The following is a 25,726-nucleotide window of genomic DNA, read 5'->3' as shown; positions in this document are numbered from 1 at the left end:
TTTTATTGACTAAAAACGGTACTAATCAAAATAGTCGATGTTTTTCAGTGCCCTCTGAAAAACAAGGCTTTTTTTTATGTAACAATTGTTGCTGTAGTAAAATCGCTTATGTTCTAATTTTGAATTATTAAACTAATCAAAATGTCAAAAATAGTAATATTAGGTGCAGGAATTTCTGGTCATACAGCAGCTGCACATTTAAGAAGAAAATTAGGTAAGGAACACGAAGTTTTGGTGGTTTCTCCTAATAGAAATTATCAGTGGGTTCCATCAAATATATGGGTAGGAATAGGAAGAATGAAACGTGAAGATGTAATCTTTCCATTAGAGCCTTTGTATAAAAGAAAAGGAATTGGATACAAACAATCTAAAGCCATTTCTTTTCATCCAGAAGGGGATGCTTCAGAATCAAAACCATATGTTTTAGTAGAAGGTGTTTTTGGTGATAATTTAGGAAAACAAGAAAAAGTTACATACGATTATTTAATCAATGCAACTGGACCAAAATTAGCTTTTGATATGACGGAAGGATTGCTTCCTGCAACTAATAAAGTATTCTCAGTTTGTACATATGACCATGCAGAACATGCATCAGAAGCGCTTCATAAGTTAATTGATCAATTAAAAAAATCCGATAAAAAGATTAAAATATTAATAGGTACGGGTCATGCAAAAGCAACTTGTCAAGGTGCTGCTTTCGAATATATTTTGAATGTAGAAAAAGAACTTCAAAAATTTGGTGTTCGAGACAAAGCTGAGATTACCTGGATTTCTAATGAATATGAATTAGGTGATTTTGGAATGGACGGAATGTTAATGGAATACAACGGTTTTAATATGAAATCGAAAGACATGATCGAAATGATTTTTGAAGATCGTGGAATTAAATGGATTTTAGGTGCTGGAGTAAATAAAATTGAAGAAGGAGTTGCGCATTATGAAAATTTAGATGGTGAATATAAGTCAGAAGAATTTGATTTTGCTATGCTTATTCCAGCTTTTTCAGGTCATGGTTTTCAAGCTTATGATAAAGAAGGACAAAATATCACCGATAAATTGTTCAAAGGTTTTATGATTGTGGATGCAGATTACACACCAAGACCTTATGAAGACTGGACGGTTCAAGATTGGCCAGAAACCTATCAAAATCCTAGTTATAATAATATTTTTGCACCCGGAATCGCTTTTGCTCCTCCTCATACTATTTCAAAACCTCGCACTAGTAAAAACGGAACAGATATTTACCCTGCTCCACCAAGAACAGGAATGCCATCTGGTATTACAGCAAGATTAGTAGCCGATAATATTATTGATAGCATCAAAGCAGGTAAAGAATCTTTACATCATAAGGGATCTATGGGAAATATGGGTGCGGCTTGTATTGCATCTGCAGGTTACGGAATGACACAAGGAAGCGGCGTAAGTATTACAACCTATCCAATTGTTCCCGATTATAAAAAATACCCAAATACGGGAGGAAGAGATATAAACAAAACATTTGGCGATATTGGTTTAGCAGGACATTGGGTGAAACTAGCTTTGCATTACGCTTTTATTTGGAAAGCAAAAATGAAACCATTTTGGTGGTTAATTCCAGAGTAGTTCATTCTGTTTAAAAAACCAATTACCAAATACCAAATACTTAAAAAAAATGACACAAAGAATATCTAACGCACAGCGTTCCAAAATGCAAAATCCGATAATACAATTGTTTAAATTCTTTTATTTAAATATTAGAATATTAAAAATAGTTGCGGGTGGACATGGAGGAACAAGAAAGTAACATCATCTACCTTTGTTGATGATTGTTTTAGTTTTATTGGTTAGTCAGAGCGTCTATTGTAGGCGCTCTTTCTATTTGTAACATTTGTAACAGTCCTATGTAACTCTTGTTACCGACAATCGTTTTTTACCGACGTACTTTTGTCCAGGTAATAATCAATAAAATAATGATGAAGAAAATTAATCTATTAGTAGCAATTGGAATTGCATTAGGAACTGCCAATTTATATGCGCAGGATACCTTATCTATTTCCAAAAATGATTTGTTGCAAAAAGTGAGCGATAATAATTTACAAATTAAAGTAGCTGACAAAGCATTTCAATCTGCAAAAGCAGATTATCGACAGTCAAATGCGCTTTTTTTACCAAATGTTAACGTATCTTATACAGGGATTTCTACCACTAATCCGTTAATGGCTTTTGGTTCAAAATTAAATCAAGAAATTTTAACAGCTTCTGACTTTAATCCAACGTTATTAAATAATCCAGATCAAACTCAAAACTTTGCAACTGTTATCGAAGTAAAACAACCTATAATAAATATTGATGGATTGTTAGGAAGACAAGCAGCTAAAGCAAAAATGAATGCATTTGAATTACAAACAGAAAGAACAAAAGAATATTTAGAATTAGAAGTTTCAAAATCGTACATGCAATTACAGTTGGCTTATAAAGCAGTAACAGTTTTAGAAAAGGCTAACGGAACTGCTCAAGGAAACTTAAAAATGGTTGAAAACTATTTTAAAAATGGCATGTTACAAAAAACGGATTTATTAAACGTTCAGGTTCGGGTTAATGAAATTACCAATCAATTGCAATATGCAAAATCTAACGTGCAAAATGCATCTGATTATTTAGCGTTTTTATTGAACGAAGATGTGGCGGGTAAAACATTTAAACCTGCAGAAGAGCTAGATAATGTAATAGCTATTGAAAATATAAATTCGTTATTATCAAATTCAAGAAAAGATATTCAAGCAATGGAAATGTCTTCTGAAGCTTACAAAAAAATGTTCCAATCATCTAAATTTGGATTTTTACCTAGATTAAATGCTTTTGGAAGTTATCAACTATACGATAGTAAATTTTTAAGTGCTAATGCAAACGGATTTTTGGTGGGAGCGCAATTATCTTGGGATATTTTTGATGGATATAAAAACATCGGAAAAACACAAAAAGCTAAAGCTGATTTTCAAAAAGCAGAATTAGAAACAGAGCAATACAAAAAGCAAAGTCAGTTAGAATTAAATAAAACAAATCGTCAATTAAAAGATGCAGAAAATAAAGTAAATCTTTCTCAATTGGCTTTTGAACAATCGCAAGAAGCGTTCAGAATTCGTCAAAATCGATTCACACAAGGATTAGAAAAAACTACCGACTTATTAATGGCTGAAACGCAAATGGCACAAAAAGAATTAGAATATTTACAGGCCGTTTTCGAATATAACTTTACTAAACAATACTTACAATTTTTAACGAAATAAATTTTCTTTATAGGATTGTCCCCTTGAGGGGACTTTAGGGGTGTAAAAAATCTCAAAATTTCTTAAAACAGAGTTCCAAAAAATAAAATCAAAATTTAACAACATGAAAAAAATAATAACAATCATCACACTATCTTCATTAATCTTAACTTCTTGTGGAAGTGATAAAAAAGAAAATGTAGCCGATTTGCCTGCAATTCCTGTAAAAGTGGCGGGTAATATCGAAAATTCTACTAGTCCGTATGTAACGGCAAGTGGGAAAATTGAATCTGAAAATAGTGCAAATCTAAGTACTAGAATGATGGGGTATGTAACTAAAGTAAATGTAAAAGTAGGTCAAAATGTATCTGCCGGACAACTTTTAGTAAGCATCAACAACACCGATTTACAAGCGAAAAAAGCGCAAGTAGACGCATCCATTACACAAGCAACTGCTGGGTATAACAATGCTAAGAAAGATTATGATCGTTTTACTAATTTATTTGCACAACAATCGGCTTCTCAAAAAGAATTAGACGATATGACCGCTCGCTACGAAATGGCAAAAGCAGGTTTAGAAGCAGCAAAACAAATGCGTAACGAAGTTATGGCTCAGTTTTCTTATTCAAACATTACAGCTCCCTTTTCTGGAACGGTAACTAATACGTTTGTTAAAGAGGGCGATATGGCAAATCCAGGAATGCCATTAGTAAGTATAGAAGGCGCTTCAAAATTACAAGTTACTGCAATGGTTTCTGAAAGTGATATTACATCCGTTAAAAACGGAATGCCAGTTAAAATCAACGTGAAATCATTAAATAAAGAAGTTACAGGAAAGGTTTCAGAAGTTAGTTTATCAGCAAAAAACACTGGAGGTCAATACTTAGTAAAAGTTACTTTAGATAAAATGGATAAAGAAATTTTATCGGGAATGTTTGTTAACGTGCAGTTTCCATCAGAGAAAAAAGTATCATCAACTGTTAAGTCGGATTTAGTATTAGTACCTGTATCGGCTTTAGTAAAAGAAGGACAATTAACCGGAGTTTACACAATAGGAAGTGGAAATGTAGCCATTCTAAGATGGTTAAGAATTGGAAAAACATTTGGTAATCAAGTAGAAGTTTTATCAGGATTATCAGCAGACGAACAATACATCGTTTCAGCTGAAGGAAAATTATTTAACGGAGCGAAGGTTAGTGTTCAGTAATTAGTAATCAGTTTTCAGTCGCAGTTTTCAGTTTTAAGCGTTGCCTTTTAAACTTTTAAACTCATAAACATTTAAACTTAAAAAAAATGCAAGAAGGTATATCAGGTAAAATTGCCAATTTTTTCATCAATTCTAAACTAACCATTTTATTAATGGTGGCCTTGATGATTATTGGAGTATATAGTTCGTTCTTAATTCCAAGAGAAGAAGAACCACAAATTAATGTTCCTATGGCCGACGTAATGGTAGGTTACCCAGGAGCAAGCCCAAGTGAAGTAGAAAGTAAAGTGATTAAACCACTTGAAAAAATAATTGGAAATATCAAAGGTGTAGAGCATATTCATAGTATGGCTATGAATGGTCAGGCCATGATGGTAGTTCAGTTTTATGTGGGTCAAAATAGCGAAGATTCATACGTAAAATTATACGATGAGTTAATGAAGCATCAAAACATGTTTCCGCAAGGCGTATATCAACCTATGGTAAAAACACGTTCTATTGACGATGTTCCCATGTTAGGATTAACACTTTGGAGTGAAAAATATGATGATTTTCAACTGCGTCAAATTGCGGAAGAAGTTACTTCGGAAGTAGAAAAAGTAAAAGACGTTGCCATTACTAAAGAAATTGGCGGAAGAACACGTGAACTTAAAGTTGTTTTAGATAAAGATAAAATGGCCGAAAATGGTGTTGATGCTTTAAGTATCATGCAAATGATTCAGGCTAATAACGGAAGTTCACAATCGGGTTCTTTTGTCCAAAATGACACAGAATATTTAGTAACTACAGGTAAATTTTTATCTACTTCTGAAGATGTAGAAAATTTAGTGGTAGGTGTAAATAACAATATGCCAGTTTATTTAAAACAAGTTGCGGCAATTCAAGATGGTCCTCAAACGCCTAAAAATTATGTAACATTTGGATATGGAAAAGCGAATGAAAAATTTGCTAAAAATAATTCCGAATATCCTGCTGTAACCATTTCAATAGCAAAAGTAAAAGGAGCTGATGCGATGAAAATTTCAGAGAAAATTCTGGAAAGAGTCGAAAGTTTAAAGAAAAATATTATTCCTTCAGATGTTCACGTTGAGGTGTCTAGAAACTATGGCGAAACGGCTTCGCACAAAGTAGGAGAGTTGCTTATGCACTTAGGTGTTGCCATTATTGCAGTTACTGTTTTGGTAATGTTAGCTATGGGCTGGAGAGGTGGATTAGTAGTGTTTTTCTCTGTTCCATTAACATTTGCATTGACATTATTTAGTTACTACTTATTAGGCTATACGTTAAATCGAATTACGCTTTTTGCCTTAGTATTTGTGGTTGGTATTGTAGTAGATGATAGTATTATTATTGCCGAAAACATGCACCGTCATTTCAAAATGAAGCGACTGTCTTTTAAACAAGCGGCTATTTATGCCATTAACGAAGTAGGAAACCCAACCATTTTAGCAACATTTACTGTAATTGCTGCTATTTTACCAATGGCTTTCGTATCTGGAATGATGGGACCTTACATGAGTCCAATGCCAATTGGCGCTTCTATTGCAATGATATTGTCGTTGTTTGTAGCTTTAACAGTTACACCTTACTTAGGATATCATTTATTACATGAAAAAGACGAGCAAGAACATAAAGAAGAACAAGGTTTAGAAACCTCATGGATTTATAGAATTTACAAAAAAGTAGAACAACCACTTTTAGATAATTCAAAAAAACGTAATCTGATGTTTTTGATTACAGGAGTTTTGTTAATTGGTTCGGTTTTGATGTTTTTTACTAAATCAGTTGCTGTTAAAATGTTGCCTTTTGATAATAAAAACGAATTCCAAGTCGTAATCGATATGCCAGAAGGAACTACTTTAGAAAGAACTGCAGCGGTTACAAAAGAAATTGCGCAATACCTTTCTACAGTTCCAGAAGTAGTAGATTATCAAAATTATATAGGCGCATCGGCTCCAATTACTTTTAATGGTTTAGTACGTCATTATGATTTACGTGGTGGAAGTAATATGGCGGATATTCAAGTAAATTTACTACACAAAGAAGATAGAGATTTACAGAGTCATGATATCGCAAAAATAGTGCGTCCAGAAGTGCAAAAAATTGCTAAAAAATATGGTGCAAATGTAAAAATTGTAGAAGTGCCACCAGGACCACCGGTTTTATCAACATTGGTTGCTGAGGTTTACGGACCTAATTATGATGACCAAATTAAAGTTGCGAAACAAGTAAAATCTATTTTAGAAAATACTAAAGATGTTGTAGATGCCGATTGGATGGTAGAAGCACCTCAGGTAGAATATAAATTAGAAGTGGATAGAGAAAAAGCCATGTTAAATGGAATCGCTCCGCAACAAGTAGTTGGAAATTTGACTTATTTGTTAAGAGAAATGCCAGTGTCTAATTTGTATGATGAACGTTCTAATAATCCTGTAGGTATTACACTTTCATTAGATGATAAAGATAAAACGTCTATCCAAGATATTCAGAACTTAAAAATTAAAGGCAGTCGTGGTAATGTAGTTCCAGTTAGTGATTTAGTGAAAGTAACTACCGATACCTTACAAAATACCATTTATCGTAAAGATCAAAAGAGAGTAGTGTATGTATTAGCCGATATGGCAGGAGCATTAGAAAGTCCGGTGTATGCCATTTTAGGAATGAATGAGAAGTTAGAAAAAATGCAATTGCCAAAAGGTTACAAAGTAAACGAATTGTACATGGATTCTCCATCAGATGAAAGTGATTTCACTGTAAAATGGGATGGTGAATGGCAAATTACATTAGAAGTATTCCGTGATTTAGGTGCAGCATTTTTAGTTGTAATTATTGTAATTTACATGTTGATTGTAGGTTGGTTCCAAAACTTCAAAACACCTTTAGTTATGATGGTTGCCATTCCACTTTCATTGGTTGGAATTGTATTAGGTCACTGGATTTTAGGCGCTTTCTTTACGGCAACATCTTTTATTGGGATGATTGCCTTAGCCGGAGTCATGGTTCGGAATTCGGTCTTGTTGATTGACTTTATCGAAATCCGTTTAAACGATGGAATACCTATGAAACAAGCCATTATTGAAGCAGGAGCAGTAAGAACAACTCCAATTTTATTAACCACTGGAGCGGTTGTAATTGGAGCATCAATCATCTTGTTTGATCCAATTTTCCAAGGATTAGCGATTTCGTTAGTTGCAGGTGCAATTGTTTCAACCTTATTAACATTAATTGTAGTGCCGTTGATTTACTACATCACGGAACGTAAAAAATGGGAGAAAAATAATTAATAAACATCCTGACAGGTTTTTAAAATCTGTCAGGTTAAAAATAAAAAATCATGAAACTAGTAGTAATCACAGCCATAGCAGAATTTGAAAAAGAAGTCAAAAAAATGCTAAAAAATGCCAAAGTACTTTCTTATTCTTATCGAGATGTAAAAGGATATCGCGACAGTACAGAAGAAGCGATTGAAACCAATTGGTTTGGTTCAGAAATGAATGAAACAGAATCAGTTGTTTTTTATGCATTTGTTTTACAACAAAATTTAGATATTTTGTTTGATGAAGTTAAAGAGTTTAATAACAAACAAGATTCAGTTTCTCATGTACACTTAGCGGTACTTGGAGTTGAAAAATACAATTAAAATTAAATAGATATGATCAATAGAATTATTAGAGCAATTGCAGGAACATTTATCATAATAAGTGTTTTATTAGCCATGTATGTTAATCAAAATTGGCTTTGGTTTACCATTTTTGTAGGAGCTAATTTATTACAATCTTCTTTTACTAAATGGTGTTTGATGGAAGATATATTGAGAAAAGTATTTAAGATTCAAGATTAAAACTAGTAATAAGAATAAAAAAAAAGCACGTTTATCTAAAATTGATAAGCGTGTTTTTTTTAAATAGTAACTTAATTAATTTACCTTTTAATTATACTTACTGCTGTTCCTGTTGTTGTAACTACAACATAATTACTATTGGTTAGTTCAATATCAACATGTATTCCCACTACTGCATTTGCATTTAATTTCATAGCATTTGTTTTAAGTTGCTCAAAAGCTTGGTCTTTAACATCTGAAACATTTTCACTTATTCCATCATAATATTTTTGCATATTAAAAGTCATTTTCATCTTTTGCATATTTACAGATGTTTCTGACACAATACCCTTGTACTCTGCAATTGTAAAGCCATCAACAGAATTGGTTGTTGTTAAAATCATGATTTAAATTTTTATTTCTTTTTAATAATTTTACCCAACGGGTTAAAATAAGTCTATTGAATTGCTGTTTTGTTACAATTGAGTATTAATCTCATATTCAATTTAAAAAGTAAATTTTTTATACAAACTCTCTAATACTACTTTGCGACTTTATAACTTTGTGTTATCTTTGCGACTTATTAAAATCACATCCATTATGTTTGATAATTTAAGCGATAAGTTAGATAAAGCGTTACACCTATTAAAAGGTCACGGTAAAATTACTGATGTAAATGTTGCCGATACTTTAAAAGAAGTACGTAGAGCATTATTAGATGCCGACGTTAACTTTAAAATTGCTAAAGATTTTACCACGAGAGTAAAAGACAAAGCAATAGGTGAAAATGTATTAACTACTTTACAGCCAGGACAATTAATGGTTAAAATCGTTAAAGACGAGTTAACCGAATTAATGGGTGGAGATGTTGCAGGTATTAATTTATCTGGAAATCCATCCGTGATTTTAATGTCGGGTTTACAAGGTTCGGGTAAAACTACCTTTTCTGGTAAACTAGCCAATTTCTTAAAAACTAAAAAGAACAAAAAACCTTTATTGGTAGCTTGTGATATCTATCGTCCTGCGGCAATCAATCAGTTGCACGTAGTTGGTGGACAAATTGGGGTCGAAGTTTATTCGGAACCAGAAAATAAAAATCCGGTTGAAATTGCTCAAAACGCTATCAAACACGCAAAAGCAAATGGTTTCAATGTTGTAATTGTCGATACAGCTGGTCGTTTAGCAGTAGACGAGCAAATGATGAATGAAATTGCTGAAGTTCATAAAGCAATTCAGCCAGAAGAAACTTTGTTTGTAGTAGATGCTATGACAGGGCAAGATGCAGTAAATACAGCAAAAGCATTCAACGATAGATTAAATTTTGACGGAGTTATCTTAACAAAGTTAGATGGTGATACGCGTGGTGGAGCTGCCATTTCTATTAAATCGGTAGTAAACAAACCAATTAAATTCATCGGTACAGGTGAAAAAATGGAAGCTATCGATGTGTTCTATCCAAACCGTATGGCGGATAGAATTTTAGGAATGGGTGATGTTGTTTCCTTAGTAGAAAGAGCTCAGGAACAATACGACGAAGAAGAAGCAAGAAAATTACAAAAGAAAATTGCTAAAAACGAGTTTGGTTTTGACGATTTCTTAGCACAAATTCAGCAGATTAAAAAAATGGGTAACATGAAAGACTTAGTCGGAATGATACCTGGTGCTGGAAAAGCATTAAAAGATGTTGAAATTGAAGATGATGCCTTTAAACATATTGAAGCTATAATTCAATCAATGACGCCAATTGAAAGAAGCAAACCATCTTTAATCGATGTAAAGCGTAAAACCAGAATTGCCAAAGGTTCGGGAACTAAAATTGAGCAAGTGAATCAATTGATGAAACAATTCGACCAAATGAGCAAAATGATGAAAATGATGCAAGGTGGTGGCGGAAAAAATTTAATGAAAGCTATGTCTGGAATGAAAGGCGGAATGCCAAAAATGTAAATTATAGGTAAGGTTTAAAATTTTAAATGATGAAAGTTTTAAACCTTATTTTTTTTGAATATACTAACTATTCGTTTTGGGATACACACAACTATAAACCCAAAGCTATAAACCTGAAACAAGAAAGCAAATGCAATTATTAGACGGAAAAAAAGTATCGGAAGATATTAAAAATGAAATTGCTGCCGAGGTAGCTCAAATGAAAGCCAATGGAGAGAAAGTTCCTCATTTAGCGGCAATTATTGTAGGAAACGATGGTGCAAGTTTAACGTATGTTGGAAGCAAAGTAAAATCGTGTGAGCGAGTTGGTTTTGAATCCACTTTAATTAAAATGCCAAGCACGACTTCAGAAACGGAGCTTTTGAAAAAAATCAAAGAATTGAACGAAAATGATGCTATTGACGGATTCATTGTTCAGTTGCCTTTACCAAAACAAATTGATACACAAAAAATAATTGAAGCTATTGATCCAAGTAAAGATGTAGATGGTTTCCATCCAGAAAACTTTGGAAAAATGGCATTAGATATGTCTACTTTTATTCCGGCAACTCCTTTCGGGATTTTAGAATTATTAGAGCGATATAATGTGCCAACAGACGGTAAACACACTGTAGTCATTGGAAGAAGCCACATTGTAGGTAGACCAATGGGGATTTTAATGGGAAGAAAAGGATTTCCTGGAAATTCGACAGTAACAGTAACACACAGTCATTCTAAAAACATCAACCAAATTACATCTCAAGCGGATATTATTATTTCAGCATTAGGAGTTCCAAATTTCCTTAAAGCAGAAATGGTAAAAGATGATGTAGTGGTTATCGACGTAGGAATCACAAGAGTAGAAGACGAAACTACTGAAAAAGGCTATAGAATTGTTGGCGACGTAGATTTTGAAAATGTATCAAAAAAAGCGTCCTACATTACGCCCGTTCCAGGTGGAGTAGGACCAATGACAATTGCGATGTTGTTGAAAAATACACTTTTAGCAAGAGAGCAAAAAAGAAATAGATAATGCAAGAATAAATACTAAGACCTGAAATTTTTCAGGTCTTTTTTTATGGAATTCTTTATATTTGGAAATGATTCTAAATGGAATAAATTTTATAGACTTAAAAATTAAATATATGAAATATTTACTTCTTATCCTGATTCTAACTTTTTGTTCTTTAGTTCAGTCACAAAATTGTCAAACATTGCCTTTAAAAACTCCAAATTTTGACTGCCCTAATGGTGCTTATAAGAAAGATTTGGATAATGTTTTTCCATTTTGGGTTGATACATGGAAGGGTATAGTAGATAATAAAGAGTATACTTTTGAGTTTGTTTCTTTCACGTATCAAATGGTTTCATTTTCTAATGGAGATAATTTTTATGAAGACATGTTAAAATGTAAATTTAAAGTTGTTGATTTGACAAATAATCAAATACTGTACAATGATTTGCATGTAACTAATATAACAGATTTTAAGATAAAACTAATTTCATATAGGAATAATAGTGATTTCTTTTTTCTGTTTAATGATGATGAAAGCAATTGCTATAATACGGTTGAATTCTTTTTTACAAAAAATCTTTTAAATCCAGATCAATTGTTTTATGAAGGTTTTGAATATAAAGATTTTATTTCCACAGAAAATTGTACATTTTCCAATAGTAGGGATATTCCAATTTTTTTACCAGCAAGAAGTTTAACTTTAATAAGACAATAGTAGTTTTAGTTTTTGTTAGTCATATCACTAATTTTGTATTTGAAAATCAAAAATATTTGTAAAATCACAAAGCCATTTCAAACGAAATGGCTTTTCTTTATTATCTCTTCTGATAATCCGAAGTAAAGAATAACTCTACTGTTGGATATTTCTGTTGTGTCATTTGGATTGAGAAATCGCTATCTGCTAAGAAAACCAATTGTCCGTATTTATCATGACCTAAGAATTTTTGTTTCACACGTTTAAATTCTGCAAATTCTACATTTTTAGGATCTTGTGGTTTTACCCAACACGCCTTAAACGCTGGGAAAGTTTCATACGTACATTTCGCACCGTATTCATGCTCTAAACGGTATTGAATAACTTCGTATTGAAGCGCTCCTACAGTTCCAATTACTTTTCTTCCGTTCATTTCTAGGGTAAACAACTGTGCTACACCCTCGTCCATTAACTGGTCAACTCCTTTTTCTAGTTGTTTCGATTTTAATGGGTCAGCATTATTTATATATCTAAAATGCTCTGGAGAGAAACTTGGAATTCCTTGGAAATTCATTTTTTCTCCTTCCGTTAATGTATCGCCAATTTTAAAGTTCCCAGTATCGTGTAAACCTACAATGTCTCCTGGATAGGAAATGTCAACAATTTCTTTTTTCTCAGCAAAAAAAGCATTCGGACTCGAGAATTTTAAATTCTTTCCTAAACGAACATGCAAATAGGGTTTGTTTTTTTCAAAAGTTCCCGATACAATTTTAATGAATGCCAAACGGTCTCTGTGTTTTGGATCCATGTTAGCATGAATTTTAAATACAAATCCGCTTAATTTTTCTTCTTCCGGATTTACAATACGAGTATCAGATTCTTTAGCTCTTGGTGTGGGTGCAATATCTACAAAACAATCTAACAATTCGCGAACTCCAAAATTATTTAATGCCGAACCAAAAAATACAGGTTGTAAATCTCCAGAAAGGTATTCTTCTCTGCTAAATGCAGGATATACTTCTTCAATTAATTCTAATTCTTCACGTAAGCGATTTGCTGGTTTTTCGCCAATAATTCCTTCTAATTCTTTACTAGCAATATCAGAAAAAGCAATGGTTTCTTCAATATTTTTACGACTATCGCCTTCAAAAAGGTTGATGTTCTTTTCCCAAATATTGTAAATTCCTTGAAAATCGTATCCCATTCCAATTGGAAAACTTAATGGTGTTACGCGAAGTTTTAATTTTTGCTCCACTTCATCCATTAAGTCAAAAGCATCTTTACCTTCACGGTCTAATTTATTGATGAAAACAATCATAGGAATGTTTCGCATTCTACAAACTTCAACCAATTTTTCAGTTTGTTCCTCAACTCCTTTTGCTACGTCGATAACTACGATAACACTGTCAACAGCTGTTAAGGTTCTAAATGTATCTTCGGCAAAGTCTTTGTGACCAGGTGTATCTAAGATGTTTATTTTTTTGTTTTGATAGTTAAAAGCCAATACAGAAGTTGCTACCGAAATTCCTCTTTGTCTTTCAATTTCCATGAAATCGGAAGTGGCTCCTTTTTTAATTTTGTTACTTTTTACGGCTCCAGCTTCTTGAATAGCACCTCCAAACAACAATAATTTTTCAGTTAAAGTTGTTTTTCCAGCATCGGGATGCGAGATAATTCCAAAAGTTCGTCTTCTTGCTATTTCTTCTATAAAACTCATTATTCAAAATTTTGTGCAAAAGTAACTTTTTTTTGCAGAATTTTCTGTTAATACTCGCTTATAAATGTTGTGGAATAGTCTCGAATTGTTATTTTTGTCGATTACAACTTAAAATGTATAAATAATTATGAAAATTAGTCGCCTACTTATTTTTTCTTTTTTGTTCGTGTCTGGCTTTTTATCGGCTCAAACAAAAGAAGTTTTATTTACTATTGATAATCATCCATACTATAACGATGAATTCGTAAGAGTATATAATAAAAACTTAGATTTAGTAAAAGATGATTCTCAGAAAGATTTAGATAAATACCTAGATTTATTTTTAGGATATAAATTGAAAGTTGAAAAAGCAAACAAAATAGGTTTGCAAAATGGATTAAATTATCAAAACGAATTAAAATCATACAGAAATCAATTGTCTAAGAATTATGTAAATGATTCTAAAGTAACAAATGAATTAGTAAAAGAAGCGTATGATAGAATGCAGCAAGAAGTTAGAGCTTCACATATTTTAGTATTAGTAGATGAAGGAGCGCTGCCTCAGGATACATTAAAGGCATATAATAAAGTTATCGAAATTAAAAGAAGATTAGATGCTGGCGAAGATTTTATTACTGTTGCTCAGCAAACTTCTGAAGATCCTTCTGTAAAAGAGAATAACGGAGATTTAGGTTATTTTTCTGCTTTTAGAATGGTATATCCGTTTGAAAATGCTGCATACAATACAAAAGTGGGTCAGGTTTCAAAACCATTTAGAACTCGTTTTGGATATCATATTGTAAAAGTAGTAGATAAACGAGTAAATAGAGGCGAAGTTACTGTAGCTCACATTATGATTGTAAAACAAAATGATGCGGCTCAAAACGAAAAAGCAAAAACAACCATTGATGATATTTATAAAAAAATTCAGCAAGGAGAAGCTTTTGAAAGCTTAGCACAACAATTCTCTGAAGATAAATCATCAGCTCCAAAAGGTGGTGTTTTACAACGTTTTGGTTCAGGTCAATTAAGTTCTGAAGAATTTGAAAATGTGGCTTTTGAATTGAAAGAAAAAGATCAAATTTCTGTACCATTTCAATCGCAATTTGGTTGGCATATTGTTAAATTAATTGAAAAACATCCTGTTCGTTCATTTGATGAAATGAAATTTGAGTTAGAAGAAAAAATCAGAAAAGACGAGCGCTCTTTATTGATTACAAATTCTTTAGCTAAAAAATTAAGAGATAAATACACTATAACTAAAGATGCAAAAATAATTGCTAAAATTAAAGCAGCTGTAAATGATGATTTTTATTCTCAAACTTGGGTAGTTCCAGAGAAATCTAAAGAATTAAATGGTGATGTTTTAGTTATAAATAAAGATAAAAAAATAAACGCTAAATTATTTTTAGATTTTATTGCTGCCAAACAAAAGTCAAACATTAAAACAAAACCTATTGTTAGATTAGTTGATGAATTGTTTGAAAAATTCACGGAAGAACAATTAATTGCCTATTATAATGAAAATTTAGAGAATGAATTTACTGAATTTAAAAACGTAATGGATGAATACCGAGATGGTTTATTGTTGTTTGATTTGATGGAAAAAGAAATTTGGAACAGAGCTAAAAATGATACTATTGGTTTACATAATTATTTTGCAAATAATATTAAAAATTACCAATGGAAAAAGCGTTATAGTGCTGATATTTTGTCTTCAACAGATAAAAAAATAGTAGAAAAAGCGCAAAAGTTTCTTAAAAAAGGTAAATCGTTAGAATATATTAGAGAGCAATTAAATAAAGATGGCAAAGTAAATATCATGTCTAAATCTGGAATGTATGAAGAAGATTATGATGTTCTATCTCAATTTGAAAACTTATCTAAAGGGGTAACTTCTATAGTATCTAAAGATCAGTACTTTTTTGTTGTAAACATTACAGATGAGAAACCAGCTGGAGCAAAAGAGTTGTCTGAATGTAAAGGAAAAGCGATAAGTGATTATCAACAATATTTAGAGAACAATTGGGTTGATGAATTAAAAAGTGAGTTTAGTATTCAAGTAAATCAGGATGTATTTGCTAAAGTAAAAAGTCAATTAAAAAACTAAATGAAGTATTGGTTTCAAATAATTATTCTTTCCCTTATGGTTACTTCGTGCGATTATTTTAAAGCGCCAAAGAAGCCAAAAGCAATTGCGCGTGTAGGAGAAAGTTACCTGTTTGAATCAGATATTTTAAATTTAGTTCCAAAAGGAACATCTAAACAAGATAGTATTTCTATTGTTAATTCTTTTATAGAAAGATGGGCAACACAAAAAATCCTTTTTGAGGCTGCCGAAAAAAATATTAGTAAAGAAAAACTAGATGAATTTACTATTTTAATGGAGCAATATAAAGTAGATTTATATACAAAAGCTTATTTAGAAAATTTGGTAATAAGACAAATAGATACTGTGGTAACCGAAAATCAAATTGTAGATTATTACAATAAAAATAAGCAGTATTTTAAAAATTCTAATGAATTAGTGAAGTTGCGATACATTAATTTAGTTAAAGAAAATCCAAAATTTGCAAAAATTAAATCAAAGTTTAGTTCCTTTACCACGAAAGACAAAAAGGAGTTAGAACAAATGGCTATTCAATTTAAAAGTTATGCTTTTAACGATTCAATTTGGGTAGATATTAATCAAGTATTTGAGAAAATTTCTTTTATCAATTTAGAGAATAAACAAAAATATATAACTAGTGGTATGAATTTCCAGTATCCAGATTCAACTACTGTTTGGTTAGTAAAAGTGAATAAAGTTTTGCCTAAAGATAGTGCAACTCCATTAGAATTTTTAAAACCTACAATTAAGCAAATTATTATCAATAATAGAAAATTAGAATTAATTAACACTTTAGAAAAAGAGATTACGAATGACGCAATCAAAGACAATAATTATGAAATTTATAAATAAGAGAATACTTTTAGCTTTACTATTCATTACATCAACAGCAGTATTTGCGCAACCAAAAAAAGTAAAAGTAGATGGTGTAGTTGGAGTAGTTGGTGATTATGTGGTATTAGATTCTGATATCGATTTAGATTATATTACACTAAAAGCACAAGGAGTAGATGTTAAAAATATTACACGCTGTGAACTTTTTGGAAAGCAATTAGAAGATAGATTATATGCGCACCATGCAATTCAAGATAGTATCATTGTAACTGATGCAGAAGTAAATTCATTTTTAAATGAGCAATTAGATGCAGCCGTTGAGCAGATAGGTTCTATAGATAAGGTTGTTAAATATTATAACAAAAAAAATGTAGAAGAACTTAGAAGTCATTTTTTTGATGCTGTAAAGATGAATAAACTTACAGATCAGATGCAGAAAAAGATTTTAGAATCTGTTGAAATTACTCCAGAAGAAGTTCGTAATTTTTTTAAAGGCATTCCTGCAGATGAGATTCCAACATTTGGAGCAGAAATGGAAGTAGCTCAAATAGTAGTTAATCCTATTGTTGGCGAAGATGAGAAGAAAAGGGTGATTGATAAATTAAATGAAATCCGTCAGGATGTAATTAATGGGTCAAGTTTCTTTAGTAAAGCCGTTTTGTTTTCAGAAGATCCAGGTTCAAGTTCTAATGGTGGTTTTTATAAAATGAATCGTAAAACAGCTTTTGTTAAAGAGTTTAAAGATGTAGCTTTTAGTTTGGCTGAAGGTGAAATATCAGAGCCTTTTGAAACAGAATTTGGATATCACATAATTAAAGTAGAAAAAATTAAAGGACAAGAAGTTGAGTTGCGTCATATTTTAATTTCTCCTAAAGTTTCAATTCAGGCAATGAAAGATGCTAAAGAAAAAATTGAACAAATACGAAATAAGATTATAAACAACGAAATTAGCTTTTCTGATGCTGCAAAATCATCTTCAGATCAAAAAGAAACACGTAATAATGGAGGTGTTTTATTAAATCCAAGAACAATGGAGCCGCGTTTTGAGTTAACTAAAATGGATCCAACCTTATATGCTCAGGTTTCAAGTTTAAAGGATAATGAAATTTCATTGCCTATCCTAGATGAAGAAAGAGGAGCTGGTAAATTTTATAAAATAATTACTGTTAATAATAGAATTGAAGAACATCAGGCAGATTTTTCTAGAGATTATATTAAAATTAAAGAATTAGCACTTAGAGATAAGCAAATCAAAGAAATAGCAAAGTGGACAGAAGAAAAAATCAAAGAAACTTACATTAAAATTTCTGATGATTATAAAGATTGTGATTTTGCCAACAATTGGTTTAAAAAATAAAACAGATGACCCTTTGAATTTTCAGAGGGTTTTTTATAATTTTTTTTCTTAATTTAGTTTTTTAATACTTAAAATAAATTATGTCAGACGTAGCAGCTATTCAGGAATTAGTTCAAAGACAAAAAGCTTTAAAACAAGAGATTGCAAAAGTAATTGTGGGTCAGGATGAAGTAGTACACCAAATTGTATTAAGTATTTTTTCTGGCGGTCATGCTTTATTAGTCGGTGTGCCAGGTTTAGCAAAAACACTAATGGTAAATACGATTTCTAAAGCTTTAGGATTAGATTTTAAACGCATTCAGTTTACACCCGATTTAATGCCTTCTGATATATTAGGAAGTGAGATTTTAGATGAAAATCGTCATTTTAAGTTTATAAAAGGTCCAATTTTCTCTAACATTATCTTGGCAGATGAAATTAACAGAACGCCTCCAAAAACCCAGGCAGCTTTGTTAGAAGCTATGCAAGAACGTGCTGTAACGGTTGCCGGACATCATTATAAATTAGACTTACCTTATTTTGTATTAGCGACTCAAAATCCAATTGAGCAAGAAGGAACGTATCCTTTACCAGAAGCACAATTAGACCGTTTTATGTTTGCTATTAAATTAGATTATCCAAGTTTTCAAGAGGAAGTAGATGTGGTAAAAGCAACAACATCCGATTTAAAACCGGTTGTAAATTCATTATTTTCGGCTCAAGAAATTATCGATTTTCAAAATGTAATTCGTAAAATTCCTGTGGCTGATAATGTGATTGAATATGCAGTTTCGTTAGTAAGCAAAACTCGTCCAGATAATCCATTGTCAAATGAATTTGTAAAAACGTATATCGATTGGGGTGCTGGTCCTCGTGCTTCTCAAAATTTAATTTTAGCGGCTAAAACTAACGCTGCTTTTAATGGAAAATTTTCCCCAGATATTGAAGATGTTCAAGCGGTTGCAACAGGAATTCTCCGACACCGTATGGTGAAAAATTATAAAGCCGATGCTGAAGGAATTTCAGAAGAAGATATTATTAAAAAGCTGTTTTAAACAGCTTTTTTTATTATTTTTATAAATCTATTTTAAATATTAATGGTGAATTCTCAAAATAGAATCTTTGGTTTAGATGTGCTTAGAGCCGCTGCTATTTTAATGGTTGTATGTTCTCATGTACTTTGGATTTATCCTAAAAGCGATAATTTTATATATTTATTATTTGAACTTTTTGGTTTTTGGGGAGTAGAGCTTTTTTTCGTTTTAAGTGGTTTTTTAATTGGTTCAATTCTGTATAAAACATTTGTCAACGAAAATTTCACTTTAAAATCAGTTTTTCATTTCTTAAAAAGACGTTGGTTTAGAACATTACCCAATTATTATTTAGTACTACTTTTAAATATTTTAATTGCTTTTTTTCTTGGATTTTCGATTGAAAATATTGGAAGTTATTTTTTCTTTTTGCAAAATTTTTCATCTAAATCCCCTGATTTTTTTCCAGAATCTTGGAGTTTGTCTATTGAAGAATTTACGTATTTACTATTGCCATTTTCGTTGTTTATCATTGGGTTAACTAAAGTAAAAAACAAGTCAAAATTGTTTTTACTCGTTATTTTAGCTTTAATTTTGGTTTTCTGGACGAATAAGTTTTATTATCATTCTTATCATACAATTTCGAATTTATCAGAATGGAATTTAAATCTAAAATCAGTTTTAATTTATCGAATTGATGCCATTTTAATTGGAGTTTTAGCTGCTTGGGCGTATTTTAATTACTCAGGGATTTGGATTAAATTTAAAAGTTTATTTGCATTAATTGGTTTCGGAATTTTATTCTTTTTAATGTTCGGAATTATTCCATTGAATTTGACAATTGAGCAAAATCCGTTTTTTTGGAATGTTTTGTATTTGCCTATTACTTCAGTAGCTTTTGCGTTTTTACTTCCTTTCTTCTCTGAATGGAAATCTTTTCTAAATCCGTTAAGCAATCCTGTTGAATTAATAAGCAAAATTTCATATTCTGTTTATTTACTTCATTACAGCATCATATTGCAATTGTTGAAGTTTTTTATGGATACTTCTCAAATGTCTATTACAGAACGTCACTTTTTTACTTTACTTTATCTAACTATTACTTTTTTATTGTCTTATATTTTGTACCGATTTTACGAAAAACCGATCATGAATTGGAGAGATAATAAATAATTTTAATCTTTATTTTTAATACTTTTTTAAAATAGTATATTGTTTTTTGATAAATTGATAAAACTTTGCTTTTAAATTACGAATTATCTATTTTTTCTTTATTTAAATCATTTTTATTAAAAAATTATTACTAAAACAGAGTAATTGCAATTAATATTTCTTCGATTACTGATTTTTATTAAAAATTTTTTAATCTCAATCGAAATAGTTAAATTTGCGGCACGTAAAAAAACTAAATCAATTAATCTTTTATAGTTTTATGATTTTCGACATTGAAATGATTAAAAAAATCTGTAATAAATATTCAATAAGAGTAAATAATTTACTCCAATATTTAATTTGTCTATTGTCGTGTACTTTAGGCATTTTTTATTTTTTAGAATTTATGAAAGATGATTTATTACCCGCTTCTAATCAAAATAACTTTTATTAATATAAAGATTTCTATATATGAATTTGTATAACGAGTATATCAACGAGATTGAAGAAAGAAAACAACAAGGTCTTCATCCTAAACCAATTGATGGTGCTGAATTAGTAAGTGAAATTATCGAACTAATTAAAGATGCTAATAGCCCATTTCGTCAAGATTCGCTTAAATTTTTTATCTATAACACTTTGCCAGGAACAACTCCTGCAGCGGGTGCTAAAGCAAAATTCTTAAAAGAGATTATTCTGGGTCAGGAAGCGGTAGCTGAAATTACTCCATCTTTTGCATTTGAGTTATTGTCTCATATGAAAGGTGGTCCTTCAATTGTGGTTTTATTAGATTTAGCTTTAGGAAATGATGCAGCAATTGCAAAACAAGCAGCTGATGTTTTAAAAACACAAGTATATCTTTATGATGCTGACATGGCTCGTATTAAAGAAGCTTTTGAAAAAGGAAATGCTGTTGCAAAGGAAATTCTTGAAAGTTATGCTAAGGCAGAATTTTTCACTAAACTTCCTGAAGTAGCAGAAGAAATTAAAGTAGTTACATTTATAGCTGGTGAAGGTGACATTTCAACCGATTTATTATCTCCAGGCAATCAAGCGCATTCGCGTTCTGACCGTGAATTACACGGAAAATGTATGATTACGCCTCAAGCACAAGAAGAAATTAAAGCATTACAAGCGCAACATCCAGATAAATCGGTAATGTTAATTGCTGAAAAAGGAACAATGGGTGTAGGTTCGTCTCGTATGTCGGGTGTAAATAACGTAGCACTTTGGACAGGAAAACAAGCAAGTCCATATGTACCATTCGTAAATTTTGCACCAATTGTTGCTGGAACAAATGGAATTTCTCCAATTTTCCTAACTACTGTTGACGTAACAGGTGGAATTGGTATTGACTTGAAAAACTGGGTTAAAAAGACAGACGCTAATGGTGAGGTTGTTCGTGATGAAAATGGTGATCCAGTTTTAGAACAAACTTATTCTGTAACTACAGGAACTGTACTTACCATCAATACCAAAACAAAAAAATTATATAATGGTGACAAAGAATTGATTGATATTTCAAGATCTTTTACACCTCAAAAAATGGAATTCATCAAAGCAGGTGGTTCTTATGCTATCGTTTTCGGCAAAAAAATTCAAACTTTCGCAGCTAAGACTTTAGGAATTGAAGCTCCTTTAGTTTATGCGCCTTCAAAAGAGGTTTCAGTTGAAGGGCAAGGTTTAACAGCAGTTGAAAAAATCTTCAATAGAAATTCGGTAGGAACCATCTCTAAAAAAGCATTACATGCCGGTTCTGATGTTCGTGTAACAGTAAATATCGTAGGTTCTCAAGATACTACAGGTTTAATGACGGCTCAAGAATTAGAATCTATGGCAGCAACTGTTATTTCTCCTATTGTTGACGGTGCGTATCAATCAGGTTGTCATACAGCTTCAGTTTGGGATAAAAAAGCACAAGCTAATATTCCGAAGTTAATGAAATTCATGAACGACTTCGGTTTAATTACAGCTCGTGATCCAAAAGGTCAATATCATGCAATGACCGACGTAATTCACAAAGTATTAAATGATATTACAATAGATGAATGGGCTATCATTATTGGTGGTGATTCACATACAAGAATGTCAAAAGGAGTAGCGTTTGGTGCTGACTCTGGAACAGTAGCTCTTGCTTTAGCTACAGGTGAAGCTTCAATGCCAATTCCAGAATCTGTAAAAGTTACTTTCAAAGGGAAAATGGCAAGTTATATGGATTTCCGTGATGTGGTTCATGCTACACAAGCGCAAATGTTGCATAAATTTGGTGGTGAAAATGTATTCCAAGGTAAAATTATTGAAGTGCATTTAGGAACATTAACGGCTGACCAAGCGTTTACTTTTACGGATTGGACAGCTGAAATGAAAGCAAAAGCTTCAATTTGTATTTCTGAAGACGCAACCTTGATTGAATCTCTAGAGATTGCTAAGTCTAGAATCCAAATCATGATTGATAAAGGAATGGATAATAAGTCACAAGTGCTTCAAGGATTAATAGATAAAGCAAATAAGAGAATTGCTGAAATCAGATCAGGTGAAAAACCAGCTTTAACTCCAGATGCTAATGCTAAATATTATGCAGAAGTAGAAGTAGATTTAGATCAAATTGCTGAGCCAATGATTGCTGACCCAGACGTAAACAATAAAGATGTTTCTAAACGTTATACTCACGATACCATCAGACCACTTTCTTTCTACGGAGGTGATAAAAAAGTAGATTTAGGATTCATCGGTTCGTGTATGGTGCATAAAGGCGATATGAAAATCTTAGCTCAGATGTTGAAAAATATCGAAAAACAACAAGGTAAAGTAGAATTTAAAGCGCCTTTAGTGGTTGCTCCTCCAACTTATAACATTGTTGATGAGTTAAAAGCGGAAGGTGATTGGGAAGTATTACAAAAATATTCAGGTTTTGAATTCGATGACAATGCTCCAAAGGGTGCTGCACGTACAGAATATGAAAATATGTTGTATTTAGAGCGTCCAGGATGTAACCTTTGTATGGGGAATCAAGAAAAAGCTTCAAAAGGAGATACAGTTATGGCAACATCAACGCGTTTATTCCAAGGAAGAGTTGTTGAAGATACTGCAGAGAAAAAAGGAGAATCATTATTGTCATCTACTCCAGTAGTAGTTTTATCAACAATCTTAGGTAGAACACCTTCGATTGAAGAGTACAAGCTAGCTGTAGAAGGAATTAATTTAACTAAGTTTGCTCCATCTCACAAATTGCTGGTAGGATAATAAATAAGTTATTATATCATATTAAAAATGCCTAAGTATAACTTAGGCATTTTTTGTTTTTTATCTGTTCATTTTTTTCGTAAATTACGGGGTTCAAAATAAACAACTTAAATAAATACGAATATGGCTTTTGATATAGAAATGATTGAAAAAGTGTACGCTAATATGGTAGCAAGAGTAGATAAAGCTCGCGAACTTGTTGGAAAACCACTTACGTTAACCGAAAAAATATTATATTCTCATTTATGGGATGAAACTTCTACTAATGTTTATAAAAGAGGAGTAGATTATGTTGATTTTGCTCCAGATAGAGTAGCATGTCAAGATGCGACAGCACAAATGGCTTTGTTGCAATTTATGCATGCAGGTAAAAAAACAGTAGCAGTTCCTACAACCGTGCATTGTGATCATTTAATTTTAGCTAAAAATGGTGCTAAACAAGATTTAGAGTTAGCTAATAAACAGTCAAAAGAAGTTTTTGATTTTCTTTCTTCGGTTTCAAATAAATACGGAATTGGATTTTGGAAACCAGGATCTGGAATTATTCACCAAATTGTTTTAGAAAATTATGCCTTTCCGGGTGGAATGATGATTGGAACCGATTCACATACCGTAAATGCTGGTGGTTTAGGCATGTTAGCAATTGGTGTTGGTGGTGCCGATGCGGTAGATGTAATGTCGGGAATGTCTTGGGAATTAAAATTTCCAAAATTAATTGGAGTTAAATTAACAGGAAAATTATCAGGTTGGACGGCTCCCAAAGATGTTATTCTAAAAGTGGCTGACATTCTTACTGTAAAAGGAGGAACAGGTGCAATTGTAGAATATTTTGGAGAAGGAGCAATAGCAATGTCGTGTACTGGAAAAGGTACAATTTGTAACATGGGAGCAGAAATTGGAGCCACAACTTCCACTTTTGGTTACGATGATTCTATGAGAAGATATTTAGCGGCAACAGGTCGTCAAGATGTGGTAAACGCTGCAGATAAAGTGGCATCTTACTTAACAGCAGATGAAGAAGTCTATGCGAATCCAGAACACTATTTTGATCAATTAATCGAAATCAACTTATCGGAATTAGAGCCACACATTAACGGACCCTTTACTCCAGATAGAGGAACTCCGGTTTCTAAAATGAAAACGGAAGCCGAAGCAAACGGTTGGCCATTAAAAGTAGAATGGGGATTAATAGGTTCTTGTACGAACTCTTCTTACGAAGATATGTCAAGAGCAGCTTCTATTGTTAGACAAGCAGTTAAACATGGAATTACTCCAAAAGCTGAATTTGGTATCAATCCAGGTTCAGAGCAAATTCGCTTTACTATTGAAAGAGACGGAATTATAGCTGATTTCGAAAAAATGGGAACTAAAGTATTTACCAATGCTTGCGGACCATGTATTGGACAATGGGATAGAGAAGGAGCTGATAAACAAGAGAAAAATACCATTGTACATTCATTTAATCGTAATTTTTCTAAAAGAGCAGATGGTAATCCAAATACACATGCTTTTGTTACCTCGCCAGAAATGGTAGCGGCTTTAGCAATTTCAGGGCGTTTAGATTTTAATCCAATTACCGATACTTTATTAAATGATAAAGGTGAAGCGGTTAAATTAGAAACTCCTTTTGGTGATGAATTGCCTAAAAGAGGTTTCGATGTAGAAGATGCAGGTTTTCAAGCGCCAGCAGCTGATGGTTCAGGTGTTCAAGTAGTAGTTTCGCCTACTTCTGATCGTTTGCAATTATTAGAACCATTTCAACCTTGGGATGGTAAAAATTATACAGGAGCAAAATTATTAATCAAAGCTTTCGGAAAATGTACCACCGATCACATTTCTATGGCGGGTCCGTGGTTACGTTTCCGTGGTCATTTAGATAATATTTCAAATAACATGTTAATTGGTGCCGAGAATGCTTTCAATGGAAAAGCCAATTCCGTTAAAAATCAATTAACGGGTTCTTATGATGCAGTTCCAGCTGTACAAAGAGCATACAAAGCTGAAGGAATTTCATCAATTGTAGTGGGAGATCATAATTATGGAGAAGGTTCTTCAAGAGAACATGCTGCAATGGAACCTCGATTTTTAGGTGTAAAAGCGGTTTTAGTTAAATCTTTTGCTCGTATTCACGAAACCAATTTGAAAAAACAAGGGATGTTGGCCTTAACGTTTGCTAATGAAGCAGATTACGATAAAATTCAAGAAGACGATACGATTAACTTCTTAGATTTAACTGAATTTGCACCAGGAAAGCCTCTAACATTAGAGTTTGTTCATGCAGATGGATCTAAAGATGTAATTTTAGCAAATCATACGTATAACGACAGTCAAATTAGTTGGTTTGTTGCAGGGTCAGCTCTAAATTTAATTGCTGCTGATAAAGCATAATTAATTTATTTGATTTAAAATATTGTTAA

At 32.0% G+C, this 25,726-nt stretch carries 19 protein-coding genes; 17 read left to right on the top strand and 2 right to left on the bottom strand.

Annotated features, from left to right (window positions below; translation table 11 throughout):
* Nucleotides 1–141: 141 nt before the first annotated feature.
* The 7 genes from GFJ99_RS11115 (at nt 142) to GFJ99_RS11090 (ending at nt 8,293) form a co-directional block, all read left to right on the top strand.
* Nucleotides 142–1,602 (top strand): NAD(P)/FAD-dependent oxidoreductase, encoded by a 1,461-nt coding sequence (locus tag GFJ99_RS11115; RefSeq protein WP_153208798.1) that lies wholly within the window; start codon nt 142–144, stop codon nt 1,600–1,602.
* Between the two features lie 49 nt (nt 1,603–1,651).
* Nucleotides 1,652–1,783 (top strand): hypothetical protein, encoded by a 132-nt coding sequence (locus tag GFJ99_RS13885; protein WP_255473854.1) that lies wholly within the window; start codon nt 1,652–1,654, stop codon nt 1,781–1,783.
* Nucleotides 1,784–1,952: 169 nt separating this feature from the next.
* Nucleotides 1,953–3,266 (top strand): TolC family protein, encoded by a 1,314-nt coding sequence (locus GFJ99_RS11110; RefSeq protein WP_040470188.1) that lies wholly within the window; start codon nt 1,953–1,955, stop codon nt 3,264–3,266.
* Between the two features lie 103 nt (nt 3,267–3,369).
* Nucleotides 3,370–4,452, top strand: a complete 1,083-nt coding sequence (locus tag GFJ99_RS11105) for an efflux RND transporter periplasmic adaptor subunit (RefSeq protein ID WP_153208796.1) — start codon at nt 3,370–3,372, stop codon at nt 4,450–4,452.
* A gap of 86 nt (nt 4,453–4,538) precedes the next feature.
* Complete coding sequence (locus tag GFJ99_RS11100) at nt 4,539–7,736, top strand: efflux RND transporter permease subunit (protein ID WP_153208794.1); 3,198 nt, start codon at nt 4,539–4,541, stop codon at nt 7,734–7,736.
* 50 nt (nt 7,737–7,786) lie between these two features.
* The gene (locus tag GFJ99_RS11095; protein ID WP_153208792.1) at nt 7,787–8,092 is read left to right on the top strand and encodes a hypothetical protein; all 306 of its coding nucleotides are present in this window, start codon (nt 7,787–7,789) and stop codon (nt 8,090–8,092) included.
* A 12-nt stretch (nt 8,093–8,104) separates the two neighbouring features.
* On the top strand, nt 8,105–8,293 hold the full coding sequence (locus GFJ99_RS11090; protein ID WP_008254174.1) for a DUF2892 domain-containing protein: 189 nt from the start codon (nt 8,105–8,107) through the stop codon (nt 8,291–8,293).
* A gap of 80 nt (nt 8,294–8,373) precedes the next feature.
* On the opposite strand, the gene GFJ99_RS11085 is transcribed toward GFJ99_RS11090, so the two are convergent.
* On the bottom strand, nt 8,374–8,676 hold the full coding sequence (locus GFJ99_RS11085) for a heavy metal-binding domain-containing protein (RefSeq protein ID WP_153208790.1): 303 nt from the start codon (nt 8,674–8,676) through the stop codon (nt 8,374–8,376).
* A 196-nt stretch (nt 8,677–8,872) separates the two neighbouring features.
* On the opposite strand from GFJ99_RS11085, the gene ffh reads away from it, so the two are divergent.
* From ffh to GFJ99_RS11070, 3 genes are all read left to right on the top strand, one after another.
* Entirely contained in the window at nt 8,873–10,219 is a 1,347-nt protein-coding gene (gene ffh / locus GFJ99_RS11080) for a signal recognition particle protein (RefSeq protein ID WP_153208788.1), read from the top strand.
* A gap of 130 nt (nt 10,220–10,349) precedes the next feature.
* Nucleotides 10,350–11,231 carry a bifunctional 5,10-methylenetetrahydrofolate dehydrogenase/5,10-methenyltetrahydrofolate cyclohydrolase gene (locus GFJ99_RS11075; protein WP_008254159.1) on the top strand — a complete coding sequence of 294 codons (882 nt, stop codon included), beginning with the start codon at nt 10,350–10,352 and terminating at the stop codon, nt 11,229–11,231.
* A gap of 112 nt (nt 11,232–11,343) precedes the next feature.
* Nucleotides 11,344–11,928 (top strand): hypothetical protein, encoded by a 585-nt coding sequence (locus GFJ99_RS11070; protein ID WP_153208786.1) that lies wholly within the window; start codon nt 11,344–11,346, stop codon nt 11,926–11,928.
* 100 nt (nt 11,929–12,028) lie between these two features.
* Here GFJ99_RS11070 and GFJ99_RS11065 read toward each other — a convergent pair whose 3' ends face one another.
* The gene (locus GFJ99_RS11065) at nt 12,029–13,624 is read right to left on the bottom strand and encodes a peptide chain release factor 3 (RefSeq protein WP_153208784.1); all 1,596 of its coding nucleotides are present in this window, start codon (nt 13,622–13,624) and stop codon (nt 12,029–12,031) included.
* Nucleotides 13,625–13,751: 127 nt separating this feature from the next.
* Between GFJ99_RS11065 and GFJ99_RS11060 the strand changes: the two genes are divergently transcribed.
* The 7 genes from GFJ99_RS11060 (at nt 13,752) to GFJ99_RS11030 (ending at nt 25,697) form a co-directional block, all read left to right on the top strand.
* The gene (locus GFJ99_RS11060; RefSeq protein WP_153208782.1) at nt 13,752–15,713 is read left to right on the top strand and encodes a peptidylprolyl isomerase; all 1,962 of its coding nucleotides are present in this window, start codon (nt 13,752–13,754) and stop codon (nt 15,711–15,713) included.
* Entirely contained in the window at nt 15,714–16,565 is an 852-nt protein-coding gene (locus GFJ99_RS11055; protein WP_008254155.1) for a hypothetical protein, read from the top strand.
* Nucleotides 16,549–17,904, top strand: coding sequence for a peptidylprolyl isomerase (locus GFJ99_RS11050; RefSeq protein ID WP_153208780.1), 1,356 nt, complete (start codon nt 16,549–16,551; stop codon nt 17,902–17,904). The genes GFJ99_RS11055 and GFJ99_RS11050 overlap by 17 nt, the downstream gene beginning before the upstream one ends.
* An 80-nt stretch (nt 17,905–17,984) precedes the next feature.
* A complete protein-coding gene (locus tag GFJ99_RS11045; RefSeq protein WP_153208778.1) occupies nt 17,985–18,938 on the top strand; it encodes a MoxR family ATPase in 954 nt (317 codons plus the stop codon).
* A gap of 42 nt (nt 18,939–18,980) precedes the next feature.
* The gene (locus GFJ99_RS11040) at nt 18,981–20,087 is read left to right on the top strand and encodes an acyltransferase (RefSeq protein ID WP_153208776.1); all 1,107 of its coding nucleotides are present in this window, start codon (nt 18,981–18,983) and stop codon (nt 20,085–20,087) included.
* A gap of 450 nt (nt 20,088–20,537) precedes the next feature.
* Nucleotides 20,538–23,309 carry a bifunctional aconitate hydratase 2/2-methylisocitrate dehydratase gene (locus GFJ99_RS11035; RefSeq protein ID WP_153208774.1) on the top strand — a complete coding sequence of 924 codons (2,772 nt, stop codon included), beginning with the start codon at nt 20,538–20,540 and terminating at the stop codon, nt 23,307–23,309.
* 123 nt (nt 23,310–23,432) lie between these two features.
* Nucleotides 23,433–25,697 carry an aconitate hydratase gene (locus GFJ99_RS11030; protein ID WP_153208772.1) on the top strand — a complete coding sequence of 755 codons (2,265 nt, stop codon included), beginning with the start codon at nt 23,433–23,435 and terminating at the stop codon, nt 25,695–25,697.
* Nucleotides 25,698–25,726: the final 29 nt, after the last annotated feature.

This window comes from Flavobacterium sp. LMO6 (genome assembly GCF_009495795.1).
In the GTDB taxonomy this organism is placed as follows: domain Bacteria; phylum Bacteroidota; class Bacteroidia; order Flavobacteriales; family Flavobacteriaceae; genus Flavobacterium.
Note: the sequence above shows the minus strand (reverse complement) of the source record. Positions and strands in the feature narration are given on the sequence as shown.

What these genes read in the sequence shown, in the direction of transcription:
- GFJ99_RS11115 (WP_153208798.1), top strand. Translation starts at nt 142, where the DNA reads ATGTCAAAAATAGTAATATTAGGTGCAGGAATTTCTGGTCATACAGCA.
- GFJ99_RS13885 (WP_255473854.1), top strand. Translation starts at nt 1,652, where the DNA reads ATGACACAAAGAATATCTAACGCACAGCGTTCCAAAATGCAAAATCCG.
- GFJ99_RS11110 (WP_040470188.1), top strand. Translation starts at nt 1,953, where the DNA reads ATGAAGAAAATTAATCTATTAGTAGCAATTGGAATTGCATTAGGAACT.
- GFJ99_RS11105 (WP_153208796.1), top strand. Translation starts at nt 3,370, where the DNA reads ATGAAAAAAATAATAACAATCATCACACTATCTTCATTAATCTTAACT.
- GFJ99_RS11100 (WP_153208794.1), top strand. Translation starts at nt 4,539, where the DNA reads ATGCAAGAAGGTATATCAGGTAAAATTGCCAATTTTTTCATCAATTCT.
- GFJ99_RS11095 (WP_153208792.1), top strand. Translation starts at nt 7,787, where the DNA reads ATGAAACTAGTAGTAATCACAGCCATAGCAGAATTTGAAAAAGAAGTC.
- GFJ99_RS11090 (WP_008254174.1), top strand. Translation starts at nt 8,105, where the DNA reads ATGATCAATAGAATTATTAGAGCAATTGCAGGAACATTTATCATAATA.
- GFJ99_RS11085 (WP_153208790.1), bottom strand. Translation starts at nt 8,676, where the DNA reads ATGATTTTAACAACAACCAATTCTGTTGATGGCTTTACAATTGCAGAG.
- ffh (WP_153208788.1), top strand. Translation starts at nt 8,873, where the DNA reads ATGTTTGATAATTTAAGCGATAAGTTAGATAAAGCGTTACACCTATTA.
- GFJ99_RS11075 (WP_008254159.1), top strand. Translation starts at nt 10,350, where the DNA reads ATGCAATTATTAGACGGAAAAAAAGTATCGGAAGATATTAAAAATGAA.
- GFJ99_RS11070 (WP_153208786.1), top strand. Translation starts at nt 11,344, where the DNA reads ATGAAATATTTACTTCTTATCCTGATTCTAACTTTTTGTTCTTTAGTT.
- GFJ99_RS11065 (WP_153208784.1), bottom strand. Translation starts at nt 13,624, where the DNA reads ATGAGTTTTATAGAAGAAATAGCAAGAAGACGAACTTTTGGAATTATC.
- GFJ99_RS11060 (WP_153208782.1), top strand. Translation starts at nt 13,752, where the DNA reads ATGAAAATTAGTCGCCTACTTATTTTTTCTTTTTTGTTCGTGTCTGGC.
- GFJ99_RS11055 (WP_008254155.1), top strand. Translation starts at nt 15,714, where the DNA reads ATGAAGTATTGGTTTCAAATAATTATTCTTTCCCTTATGGTTACTTCG.
- GFJ99_RS11050 (WP_153208780.1), top strand. Translation starts at nt 16,549, where the DNA reads ATGAAATTTATAAATAAGAGAATACTTTTAGCTTTACTATTCATTACA.
- GFJ99_RS11045 (WP_153208778.1), top strand. Translation starts at nt 17,985, where the DNA reads ATGTCAGACGTAGCAGCTATTCAGGAATTAGTTCAAAGACAAAAAGCT.
- GFJ99_RS11040 (WP_153208776.1), top strand. Translation starts at nt 18,981, where the DNA reads ATGGTGAATTCTCAAAATAGAATCTTTGGTTTAGATGTGCTTAGAGCC.
- GFJ99_RS11035 (WP_153208774.1), top strand. Translation starts at nt 20,538, where the DNA reads ATGAATTTGTATAACGAGTATATCAACGAGATTGAAGAAAGAAAACAA.
- GFJ99_RS11030 (WP_153208772.1), top strand. Translation starts at nt 23,433, where the DNA reads ATGGCTTTTGATATAGAAATGATTGAAAAAGTGTACGCTAATATGGTA.